The organism is Paraburkholderia sediminicola (genome assembly GCF_046027825.1).
Taxonomy (GTDB): Bacteria; Pseudomonadota; Gammaproteobacteria; order Burkholderiales; family Burkholderiaceae; genus Paraburkholderia; species Paraburkholderia sediminicola_D.
This window is the reverse complement of record NZ_JAQQDU010000085.1, coordinates 22773-34315: the sequence shown is the minus strand read 5'-3', so window position 1 is coordinate 34315 and position 11543 is coordinate 22773. Positions and strand designations below refer to the sequence as shown.

The 11543-nt window shown below is 56.3% G+C and carries 12 protein-coding genes; 10 read left to right on the top strand and 2 right to left on the bottom strand.

Annotation, left to right across the window (positions count from 1 at the left end):
• Positions 1 to 481: 481 nt before the first annotated feature.
• From PQQ96_RS32810 to PQQ96_RS32770, 9 genes are all read left to right on the top strand, one after another.
• Positions 482 to 1141, top strand: a complete 660-nt coding sequence (locus tag PQQ96_RS32810; protein ID WP_408300248.1) for a histidine phosphatase family protein — start codon at positions 482 to 484, stop codon at positions 1139 to 1141.
• Between the two features lie 277 nt (positions 1142 to 1418).
• Positions 1419 to 2198 (top strand): dual OB domain-containing protein, encoded by a 780-nt coding sequence (locus PQQ96_RS32805; protein WP_408300247.1) that lies wholly within the window; start codon positions 1419 to 1421, stop codon positions 2196 to 2198.
• Between the two features lie 40 nt (positions 2199 to 2238).
• Positions 2239 to 2679 carry a DUF488 domain-containing protein gene (locus PQQ96_RS32800; protein WP_408300245.1) on the top strand — a complete coding sequence of 147 codons (441 nt, stop codon included), beginning with the start codon at positions 2239 to 2241 and terminating at the stop codon, positions 2677 to 2679.
• On the top strand, positions 2643 to 3335 hold the full coding sequence (locus PQQ96_RS32795; protein ID WP_408300244.1) for a DUF4326 domain-containing protein: 693 nt from the start codon (positions 2643 to 2645) through the stop codon (positions 3333 to 3335). The genes PQQ96_RS32800 and PQQ96_RS32795 overlap by 37 nt, the downstream gene beginning before the upstream one ends.
• Positions 3336 to 3601: 266 nt before the next feature.
• A complete protein-coding gene (locus tag PQQ96_RS32790; protein WP_408300242.1) occupies positions 3602 to 4717 on the top strand; it encodes a HigA family addiction module antitoxin in 1116 nt (371 codons plus the stop codon).
• A gap of 11 nt (positions 4718 to 4728) precedes the next feature.
• Positions 4729 to 5217 (top strand): hypothetical protein, encoded by a 489-nt coding sequence (locus tag PQQ96_RS32785; RefSeq protein WP_408300241.1) that lies wholly within the window; start codon positions 4729 to 4731, stop codon positions 5215 to 5217.
• A gap of 63 nt (positions 5218 to 5280) precedes the next feature.
• On the top strand, positions 5281 to 5568 hold the full coding sequence (locus PQQ96_RS32780) for a hypothetical protein (protein WP_408300239.1): 288 nt from the start codon (positions 5281 to 5283) through the stop codon (positions 5566 to 5568).
• 158 nt (positions 5569 to 5726) lie between these two features.
• Positions 5727 to 7295 carry an ATP-dependent nuclease gene (locus PQQ96_RS32775; RefSeq protein WP_408300238.1) on the top strand — a complete coding sequence of 523 codons (1569 nt, stop codon included), beginning with the start codon at positions 5727 to 5729 and terminating at the stop codon, positions 7293 to 7295.
• Positions 7280 to 8311, top strand: a complete 1032-nt coding sequence (locus PQQ96_RS32770; RefSeq protein WP_408300236.1) for a DNA helicase UvrD — start codon at positions 7280 to 7282, stop codon at positions 8309 to 8311. The genes PQQ96_RS32775 and PQQ96_RS32770 overlap by 16 nt, the downstream gene beginning before the upstream one ends.
• A gap of 475 nt (positions 8312 to 8786) precedes the next feature.
• Here the strand turns inward: PQQ96_RS32770 and PQQ96_RS32765 are convergent, their stop codons facing one another.
• Complete coding sequence (locus PQQ96_RS32765; RefSeq protein ID WP_408300235.1) at positions 8787 to 8987, bottom strand: hypothetical protein; 201 nt, start codon at positions 8985 to 8987, stop codon at positions 8787 to 8789.
• Positions 8988 to 9207: 220 nt separating this feature from the next.
• Positions 9208 to 10119 carry a LysR family transcriptional regulator gene (locus PQQ96_RS32760; RefSeq protein WP_408300233.1) on the bottom strand — a complete coding sequence of 304 codons (912 nt, stop codon included), beginning with the start codon at positions 10117 to 10119 and terminating at the stop codon, positions 9208 to 9210.
• A gap of 128 nt (positions 10120 to 10247) precedes the next feature.
• On the opposite strand from PQQ96_RS32760, the gene PQQ96_RS32755 reads away from it, so the two are divergent.
• Entirely contained in the window at positions 10248 to 11363 is a 1116-nt protein-coding gene (locus tag PQQ96_RS32755; RefSeq protein WP_408300232.1) for an aldo/keto reductase, read from the top strand.
• Positions 11364 to 11543: the final 180 nt, after the last annotated feature.

The following is an 11543-nucleotide window of genomic DNA, read 5'->3' as shown; positions in this document are numbered from 1 at the left end:
TCTCTGGAAGGGTCGCGGACTGGCGGGCCTGACGAGCCGTCAAGGTAGCGTTCCGTCCGGAAATTTACGACAGCCCAGCGACGTCAGAGCGGACACCGATCTGTTTTAGCCGCAAACCAATTACTAAACATGGAAGCAACATCAATCTAGCGGAATATGATAAATACCGGCGCGAGCCTATCCTGCCTTAGAACCAAACCAACCGTATTTCTTGCGCTGTCGCAATTTTTTAGCCGGTTCGTTTATTTCGGTTCCGCGTTGCCCGGCCCTGCCGGGCACTCTAAAACTAGCTCGGCAAAAGTAGGAAGGCTCCCGCCTTCCATGCGCGCCCTGCGCGACCGCTAGATACGGCCGGGACATGGTCCGGCTACGTGTGGATTTGTATTGCACAATGCAGTCCGAAGCCTACGGACGCCGTTTCTTGCGCTGGCGCAATTTCTCGTGGTCCGCGACGCTGTCGAATCCCTAAACACTCGCAAATATGCCCCTACTTCGAGTTCTATCCTTCCGGCACGGTGAGAGCGCCGCTAACGCCGGACATGCGACCAGCGACCCAGCGTCGATCCCTCTGACTGAAACGGGCGAAGAGCAGGCCCGTGCGATCAGCCAGCGTCTTGTCGAGTCCCCCGCCGCCGTGATCTGCTCGCCCTTTCGCCGCGCACAACAGACAGCGGCTCCCACGTTGACCAAATTTCCCACCGTGCCAAGTGAGATTTGGTCGGTTCAGGAATTCACCTACCTTGCACCGGCCAGATGCGTAGGCACGTCGGCGGAGCAGCGGCGGTCGTGGGTCGACGCATACTGGAATACATCCAATCCAACGCTCGTGGATGGACCGGGGGCCGAGTCGTTTGCCGCCTTCATCGGGCGAGTACGCATGGCGCTGGATTGCTTCAGGCTGCTCCACAGCGCGTCAGACGTCACGGTAGCGATGTTCGGGCATGGTCAGTTCCTCCAGGCAATGCGATGGCTGATCTTGAACGGCGTCGAGGTAATCGACGCTGACGCCATGCGCTCGTTCAGAATTGTCGATCGGCACTCCCCTATTCGCAATGCGGACGGTTTTGTGGCGACGTTTGACGGGCGATCATGGGCCGTGGAGCATGAATCTGCCGCGCTGAAGAACTACCGGTTTCGTTGACAAGCGAATCGTCTGTCTCGTCAGCCCGCCGCTCGGGCGGTAGTTCTTCAGCGCACGATGTTCACAAATTCGGCGATCGAGCTGGCCACGGCTGTAACCAAACACAGCTAATTCGGCCGTGTTCACAATCTGCGGCGCCGGCGAGCTGCAGGTTGTGAACACATCATCAAATCCCCTCCCCAATTGACGCGGTAGTTGTTCAGCGCGCGCGGACGCCCTATGTCGGGCACGCGCTGCGTGCGCGCGCATCATCGACGGCGCTATCAAATACCGACATATGGGCGCCAGTGCTACACTTACAAAAAGTTACAAAGAACTGAAGCGACATGTTTCAACAATAAAGACTGAGACGGGGTTCTCGATGGTAACCAAACGCATTCTTTGCTTAGCCAACTCGCGCAAGCATGGCGACCGATGTGTTGCAGGTAGAGAGGTCCTAAACGACGGGAGCGTGGGTGCTTGGATCAGGCCCGTCAGCGGACGGCAGGACGAGGGCGTTACGCTTTGGGAACAACGGTACGACTCCGCGAATGGCGCTCTTCCCCAAGTCCTCGACGTCATCAACGTTCCATTGCTCGGGCACCGCCCGAATGGCTGTCAGAGCGAAAACTGGGTGTTGGACCCCGACCGATGGTGGACAAAAGACCACGAGGTGAATTGGGCGACCATTGCCACCTATGCCGAAAATCCTGACGTGCTCTTCGTTAACGCCGGCAGGACCTTCGCAGGATTGAACGACGAAATACCGAATGCGGTAGCCGTCGGCCTTCCGAATTCGCTGGTCCTCATAGCGGTTCCGACGCTATGCATCAGAGTCTACGCAGGGTATAACGACGCCCGAAAGATGCAGGCTCGGTTTCAGTACAATGGCGTGGACTACGCGCTAGGCATAACCGACCCTGTCATCGAAGCTGAATTCTTTCCTCAGGGACTGGGTGAGTATGAGACGGGACGCAGCCTCCTATGTATCAGCCTGTCCATGCCATTCACAAAGACGAATGGAAACGGAGGAGAGTACAGGTACAAGCTGGTGGCGGCAGTCATCCGTCAGCCGTAGCCATTTCTCGGGATATCTGAGCGATATAAATGAGGAAAATATGGAAGTAGCAACGATCGGTTTTACCAACAAGTCTGCCGAGAGATTTTTTGGCCTACTACGTGAGGCTAACGTTCGCACGCTGCTGGATGTGCGGCTCAACAACATCTCGCAACTTGCCGGTTTCGCGAAGAAAGCCGATCTGCGTTTCTTTCTGTCCGAACTGCTAGGCGCGCAATATGTCGAACTGCGAGAACTCGCACCGGAAAAAGATATGTTGAAGCGCTACCAAGCCAAGGATCTAGACTGGGATCAGTATGCTGACGCGTACGTCGAACTGCTCGCGAAACGTCGCGTGGAAAGCAATCTGGACATCGACCTGTTTGATCATGGCTGCATGTTGTGCAGCGAGGACAAGCCGCATCATTGTCATCGTCGCCTTGCCGCTGAATATCTCAATACCCGATGGGACAACAGGTTGAAAATAGCGCACCTATTCTGATTGCATTCATGACGGCTTCAAGCAAAACAACCCTGCTCGTAGCCCTCTCCGAGGGCTTTGTCTTCCCGCGCATTTTCGCGGCAAAGATGGATCGGATCATTGGCGGTTTGGCTGACGCAGAGGTAGTGATCGTCCAAGACGATAGGTTGATTGCACAAAACTACTTTGGCGAGCGCGGTGTACCGACCCGAGTGGAGCGTGTCGGTACAAGGATGGCCGCAAAGAGTCTCGTTACCACCTGCACGCATGTCGTCGTGTTTTGGGGGGGCAGCGACCTTGCCGACATCATCTATTTTGCCCGCCTCCTTCAAAAACATCTGCGTATCGTCCCGCTGCGCATCACTACTGTCAGAAATAAAAAGAACAACGAAGAATTCGATATTTACATCGGTCGCGGAACCAGATGGGGGAACCCGTATGAAATCGGGCGCGGGCCAGAAGGACCCAGCCGTGAAGAGGTGATTCGAAAGTACAAGGAGCATTTCGACGCAGAAATCTTGTCTGATCCAGAGCGACGTTCAGCCCTGCTTTCACTTCGCGGATACCGATTGGGTTGTTTCTGCGCTCCGCTCCCGTGTCACGGCGACGTAATCGCGGCATACCTCAATGCCTATGTAGATCAAGAAGAAGCGGCTGGCGATAGCGGACAAGAATAATTCTGGGTACGAGCCGTGATGAGTGGCGGCTTTGCGTGACGTGAGCGGACGTTCCCGGCCCGTCCCTGACCACCATCGTTTGGCCGAAGCCCCTACGCCCGACTGCCACAAGGCGTCATGGCGTCCATTGCTGCCGACTGGCCGCGTCCGTAAAGACATACGGCCATTAATCAGACATTTAGCAGTAGTTGCCGCCGGAGACGCGATCGCATCGTTGTTTTGAGGAAAACTTGCGAAATTTCGAAATTTCGCTAGAATTCTCGATCATGGACGATTACAAAACCCCCGGACAACTTATTGAGGCCCTGCTTAGCGAGCGCGGCTGGACGCAACGACTATTGGCGGCCGTCCTCGACATGAGCGAATCGACCACAAACAAGCTCATTTCAGGCAGCCAAGCTGTAACGGCAGAAATTGCACTTGTCCTAGAAGAAGTATTTGGCGTTCCGGCTGAACGGTTTCTCACCCTTCAAAAAGATTACGATTTGGCGCGGGCTCGCCTTATTGTTCGCCCGGATCAAGGTCGAGCAACGCGCGCAAAGCTGTTCAGCGGCTTGCCCGTAGCCGATATGATCAAGCGGGGCTGGCTTAACGCCACAGACATAAAGAACATGCCAGAAATGGAAGAGTCGCTCGCCAAATTTTTTGGTGTGCCTACCATTAATGAAATTGAATTTTTGAGTCACGCAGCCAAGAAGACTGATGTTGGTAATGATGCAACGCCGTCTCAGCTTGCTTGGCTATATCGTGTAAAGCAAATTGCCAAAGAAGTTCTTGCGCCCGCCTATAACGAAGAGCGTACAAGACAGGCGCTCCATAAACTTAAGTCCTATCTGAGTGCGCCGGAAGAAGCTAGACACGTCCCTCGCGTGCTTATAGAGTGTGGAATTAGGCTGATTTTCGTTGAAAGCCTCAAAGGATCCAAAATTGATGGCGCTTGTTTCTGGCTGAACGAGAAGTCGCCGGTTATTGGTATGACCTTGCGATTTGATCGCATGGATAATTTTTGGTTTGTACTGCGTCACGAGCTGGAGCACGTGCTTCAAGGTCATGGGCAGGCTAAACCTATGCTGGACGTCGATCTAAATGCTGATCAATCTATAGAACACGAAGAGCGTATCGCCAATGAGGCCGCTTCAGAATTCTGTGCACCCAAAGCAAAAATCGACAGTTTCATTGCTAGAAAAGCTCCTCTTTTTCCTGAGAGGGACTTCCTTGGCTTGGTAAAAATTCTTGGAATTCATCCAAGCCTTGTTGCTGGTCAAATTCAGTTCAAAACTGGTCGTTATGAACTGTTTAGAGGACATTTGGCGAAAATCCGTGCATGTGTCTTGCCAAGTGCCATTGTCGATGGATGGGGCGATATTGCCCCTGTTAGTTGAGTAAGGCATTCATGACACGAAACGAACAATATCAAGCGCTGATGCAGCTCTATAAGACGGAAACCGGAAGCAAGGTCGTCGATATGGATGCAATGGCGGACTGGTGCATCCATCGCGGTGTTGCACTCCCGAAACCGAAGTCGGCCCGCGATCTTCTTGTCGCCCAGCTTTCCGATGCCGCGAGAGCTGAATATCGACAGGATCCCAAGACGGGCTTGTCATATCGAGCAAACCATGCCCTGCGCATGACTAAGGCCGATGGCAAGCAACTAACCCTTTGGGTCGACATCGAAGACGCGACAAGACCGCAAATGCTCCTGTCGTTGACCAGCCGTCGGCAGCAGATGGTTGGCGACGCCGTTCATCTCAAGATCGATGAAATGATCTGGAACAACCACCACCCAGATGAGCAACCGATCCAGCAGGTTATGGACTTCACGGAAGACGTCGAGGAGCGTTTGAATTCGCCGGGCTTCGGCTCGAATGACGCCGCCGCCTAGCCTCACAGCGATGCGATGGCTGAATTGGTGCCCCTCCAAGCACTGAGGCCTCGCAGAGGACCGGTGACCCGTGCCGGCGCAGAAAATGGCGCACAAGACGCCCTGCGCATCGAGCTTGCGGACCACATCTGCCTGCTGGCGCCGATGCAGGCACAGGTGCTCGGCCAAGGCGCTGGTGTAGCCGGCGTGCGAGCGATTTCGCTTGAGCTCGCGGGTGATGGTGCTGGGCGAGCGCTGCAACACGCGGCAATGGTTCCGATGCGCCAACTTTGCTGGCGTAGGCTGGCGATCGTTATGATCTTCACGTTGGAGTTGCTGGTATTTCAAAGTGCTTGCATCAGGGAATCTTAGCGGTCCACCGGTGTTGCACTTCAGATTTGAATCCGCCAAGGATAATATTCGAGACGTCACTGGCGTACAGTGGTCAGAAGGCATTTCTGCCAGCGATGGGTGCGTTAATCTCCGAATCCAGAGCAGAAAATTAAAGTTTGCTATGGAAAGGAAAGCTGGTGGCGACGATAAGAAGGCTGGTGCTGAAAAACTTCAAGCGATTCAAAACGCTTGAACTTGAGTTTGATCCTGATCTGAACATTCTGGTGGGCGGCAATGAGGCCGGCAAGAGCTCTGTTCTCCAGGCACTAGACATCGTGCTCAGTGCCAGCCGAAGCAAGGTGGAAGCGCTGAGCCTAGAGACCCTTTTCAATGCGGAGTGCATCGCGGAATTCCTTGGTGGCGAGAGGAAGATCGCGGATCTCCCCGAGCTTCTGGTCGAGGTGTACCTCGACGGGATTGACGGACACCACGACCTCGATGGTCGAAACAACAGCAAGGGAATTGATCATCTCGGTATCAAGATGGTGTGCAAGCCGGTTGACGAATACACCAAGGAAATCCGGAGCATTCTGACTGAGAAGCACGAAAGCTTCCCGTTCGAGTATTACAGCGTCTACTTCCTTACCTTCACGGACGAAGCAATTTTTCCGCACAAGAAGCCGCTCAAACACCTCCTCCTCGATAGCGCACAAATCAATAACGAGTACGCGACGCGTGAGTACACACGATCCATGTATGCCGCGCATGCGACCGTCGTCCAGCGCAACCATCACGGATTCGAGTATCGCAAGGCAAAATCGAAGTTCAAGGACGATGTCTTCAAGGCGATGAATGACGCCCTTGATACCTACAAGTTTGATGTCCGCACCAGCCCGAAAGCCAGTGTCGAAACGGATATCATCATCACGGAGGGCGACATTCCGATCGATAGCAAGGGTAAGGGGCGTCAGTGCTTTATCAAGACAGAGTTCGCCCTAAGCAACCGCGAGCAAGCTCTCCATGTTCTCCTCCTTGAGGAGCCCGAGAACCACCTGAGCCATGTCCACATGCACAAGCTCATCGAGCGCATCCGTGCATCTGTCAAGAAACAGCTCTTTATCGCCACGCACAGCAGCTTCATCGCAACCCGGTTAAATCTCAAGAAGGTGCTGATATTGAGTGAGGAGAATCCGTCCCGACCAGCATCCCTCAAGGATCTCAGCCAAGGGACTGCAGCCTTCTTCATGAAGGCTCCCGACAATAACGTCCTTGAGCTCGCTTTGTGCAAGAAGGCAATCCTTGTCGAGGGCGACGCCGAGTTCATCCTCATGGACGCGCTCTACAAGAACAGTGCCAATGGTGCCAGCACTGACGCAGACGGTGTCCATGTGATCTCTGTCGACGGCACAAGCTTCAAGCGCTATCTCGAACTCGCAAAGCTGCTCGGCATCAAGATCGCAGCCATCCGTGATAACGATAGCGACTACCAGGCGAACTGTATCGCCAACTACGCTGACTACGTCTCGGATTCGATCCGAGTTTTCTCAGATGACAACGATGCGCGGTACACCTTCGAAGTCTGCATGTACCAAGACAACAAGGTCATTTGTGACGGTCAGTTCGCAGCGGGCCGCAAGAAGCTGACCGTAGAGGAATACATGTTGAAGAACAAGACGGATGCTGCGTTCCAACTGCTCGATAAAAAGGGAACCGAGCTTGTCGCGCCAGCGTACATCCAGCAGGCCGTCGCATGGATAAGAGCGTAGTCTTCGCCGTTGCGGGATCCGGTAAAACCTCCCGCCTTGTCGCCAGCCTCGATGAAGTGCAACGCTTCCTCATCGTCACGTACACAGAGTCGAATCACGACAATCTGCGCAGCAAGATCATCCAGCGCTTCGGCTACTTTCCCGCAAACATCACGCTCTATACCTACTTCAAGTTCCTGCACGGGTTCTGCTATCGGCCGTTCCTTCGATCGAAGAAAAACACCAAAGGCGTGACATTCGCGCTTCCGCCGACATTCCCGCGGTATCCATTGTCAGACGACCGGCGCTACGTGTCCGCCAGCCGCCGACTCTACGCCAACCGACTCGCCAAGTTTATCGAGCAATCCAGTCTGGTCGGCGCTGTCGTGACGCGCATGGAGAAGTATTTCGATGTCTTCTTCGTAGACGAAGTCCAGGACTTCGCGGGGCATGACTTCAATTTTTTGATGGCAATCAGCGCCGCCAAGCTGAACGCCACCTTTGTCGGCGATTTTTTCCAGCACACGTTTGACACGAGCCGCGACGGAAATGTGAACGCCCGTCTTCATGACGACTACAACGCCTACATAGCCAAGTTCAAAGCGGCCAAGCTGAAGGTCGACACAGATAGCCTCAGGAAGAGCCGTCGATGCAGCAAGAGCGTCTGCGACTTCATCACGGAGAAGATCGGCATCTCGATTGAGGCCCACGATGATCGGGAAAGCGTCGTTAAATACGAGGATGACCCTGCGGCAGTGCTCGCCCTCTATGAAGATCCTGGGACGGTGAAGCTTTTCTACAAGGAGCACCACAAGTACGCCTGCTACTCCCAAAACTGGGGAGCGTCGAAGGGCGTGGATCGGTATCAGGACGTCTGCATAGTCCTTAATCCTGGCAACGTGAAAGCTTGGCGGAATGGAAGCTTTCGGGACATCAACGCGGAGACACGGAACAAGCTCTATGTTGCCTGTTCGAGGGCGAGGGGCAGCCTGACGTTCGTCCCCGAGTCTCTGCTCAAGGCCTACAAGCGATCCTAGCGCTGTTCGGGGCCGACTGGGAGATCTGTGACTTTGTGGGCTGAGCCACGATCGGAGCGACACAGAGCTGAGCTGTTCGTTCGCGCGGTAGTTCTTCAGCGCAGGGCGCGCCCCTCCTTCCTGCAAAGCGCCTTTTCGGTGTCAACGGACCGTCAACGCCGTTGTTATGCAAAGGTACGCAGAGTAAGATAATTTGCCGTATGTATTTGTTTTGTAACGCAAAGTTGCATGGGACACGCATTCGTAATGCGAAGGTCGGGGGTTCGATTCCTCTTTCCGGCACCACAAGATTCAAGCAAAAAGCCCAGTCCCCGTGACTGGGCTTTTTGCTTTCTGGCGCTGCTTTTCCCTTCCTTCTGCTTTTCCCCTGCTTCCGCTTTATGAAATTGGCGGGTGCTCACGTAGCCTCGATCCTGACCGCCGCGGCAGCCGCTACTTCAATGCCAACTACGCCATCACAAGCAGTGGCTCAGGCTCATTCGCCAAAATCCAATCGATCGCATCGCGCGGTCATACCGAGATTACGAGCGACCACCGCATCTTCAATGATCACGTTCCGGGCCCGCTCCGTGCCATACGCCAAAACCGCTTCCTGCGGCGCCGACGAAAACCACAAGATCCGGCCAGCACACTCGATACCGACCTGACGTCCTTTCCAGTAGACAGCGTTTTCCATGGCGAACTCTCTGAAGGGCGAAGACAGCCATCTTCCGCACCGGCGCTGGCGCGTCCGTTATACACCGCACTCTGCGCCGCGGATAGTGGCTTCAATGATAGGCGGCGAAACGCTCGTGGTGAGTGACACGTCGGCTGAAACTGCACGTACATGGGAGCGCCGCACGGCAACCGGGCTGAAGCAACGACTCGCGGCCTGAAGCCGAAGCACCGCGCAAGTGCTACCGGGCTCCGCGCTTCCCTCTCAGAAAATCAATCAGCGCGCGTAACTTGAACGGCATTTGCGTGCGGCTCGCCGTGTACAGATAAAAGCCCGGAAAGCTCGGACACCATGTGTCCAGCACGCGCACCAACCGGCCGTCCTCGAGTTGCGCGCTCACGTAGCCGTCGATCACGTGCAGGAGACCCACGCCCTGCTCCGCCGCCTGCACCATCGTGCGCAAATCGTTGGTGACGAGACTCCCGCGCGTCTCGACTTCGAACACGCGCGACGGATCGTCTGGCTGCGCGAACTCCCATCGATAGATGCCGCCGCTAGTCGAGAAACGGTAACGCAGGCAATCGTGAGCAGCAAGATCGGCTGGCGTCGCCGGCACGGGATAGCGCTCGAAGTAGGCCGGCGAGCCGGCAACGACAATGTGGATGTCTCCACCCAAGGGCACCGCCACCATGTCCTGCGCGACCCGTTCGCCAAGCCGGATGCCCGCGTCGAAACCTTCGCCGACCACGTCGGCGAAACCATCGTCGAGCGTCAGGTCGAGACGGATCTGCGGATAGCGGCGCGTGAACTCAGCCAGATGCGGCAGCACCAGCAACTCGCTCGCGACCCTCGGCAAATTGATGCGCAGCGTGCCGGCGGGCTGGTCGCGGGTTTCATCGAGCGCCTCGAAGGCCGCCTGCAGCTCGCCCAGCGCAGGCAGCACGCGCGCGAGAAACTGCGCGCCGGCCTCCGTCAGCGCGACACGCCGGGTGGTCCGGTTGAACAGGCGCACATTCAACTGAGTCTCGAGCGAGCGAATACTTTGCGATAGCGCCGATGCCGTCACACCGGTTTCAGCCGCCGCATGCGTGAAGCTGCCGTGGCGCGCCACGCACGTGAACGCCATCAGCGCCGGCAACTGGGCTGGGTCCATCGCGATCTCCATTGTTAAGCCACACTTCATAATCCTTGCAGACTGACGGCATTTTTCCAAGTAAAAAATCGGCGCACGATAGCTCCATCGATTCAACGCTTCCCACCTGACTGCTCAAGGAGAGTGATATGACGATGGACCGCTACAACCTGCTCGGCCGCTCGGGCCTTCGCGTGAGCCCGATCGCACTCGGTACGATGACTTTCGGCACCGAATGGGGCTGGGGCGCCGATGAACAATCGGCGCAACGCCTGTTCGACCTGTACGTGGATAACGGCGGCAACTTTATCGATACCGCCGACCTGTACACCGAAGGCACCAGCGAGAAATGGCTCGGCAAATTCGTCGCGGCGCGCGGTCTGCGCGACCGGCTCGTGATCGCCACCAAGTATGGCTACAACGCCGAGACCGGCAATCCGAACGCGGGTGGCAACCATCGCAAGAATCTGCTGCGTGCGCTCGACGGATCGCTCAAGCGTCTGGGCACCGACTACATCGACCTGTATTACCTGCACACGTGGGATCGCGTCACACCGGTGGACGAAGTGATGCGCGCCATGGACGACGCGGTCCGCGCAGGCAAGATCCGCTATGTCGGCCTGTCGGATACGCCCGCGTGGTTTGCCGGGCGCGCGCAGACGCTTGCCGACTGGCGCGGCTTCGAACCGGTCGCGGCGATGCAACTCGAGTACTCGATGATCGAGCGCAACGCCGAAAACGAATTCGCCGATCTCGCCGCCAATCTGGGCATGGGGCTCGTGCCCTGGAGTCCGCTGGGCATGGGGGTGTTGTCGGGCAAATACCGCCCTGCCCAAGGCGGAGCAGCAGGCTCTGTTTCCGGCGACGGGCGCCTCGCGAGTGTGGCAAGCGCGCCGCCCCCGGGATTCGACAAGCTGACCGAGCGCAACTTTCGCATCGTTGCGGAACTGGAGGCCGTTGCGAATCTGGCAGGGCGGCCAATGGCGCAAGTCGCGCTGAACTGGTTGCATCAGAAGCGCGGCGTCTCGAGCATCATTGTCGGCGCGACCCGGCCGGAGCAGCTGCAGGAATCGCTTGGCTCGCTCGATTTCATGCTCGCGCCGGAATTGATCGCACGGCTCGATGCCGTCTCGGAACCGGCTCGTCCGTTCCCGTACTACATGTTTGCCGACGGACATCAGGCGCGGATTCACGGACAGGTCGAAGTCGCCGACAAACCCGCGGCCTACTCCGCACCCGTGAAAATTCCGGCGCCAAAGGCGTAAGAATCGTCCACCGCGAGCGCCGCGCTTCGCCCAGAACGTGGCGCCATTTTATTTGCGGAAAATATCAAGAAAAGTATTCTCGCTCGTCAACGAAGTCGCGCAATCGTTCGTTTACCAACAATTAGGGGGCTGAATGAACGCACTGAACCAATCGGTAATTAACGAACGTTCGGACTAACG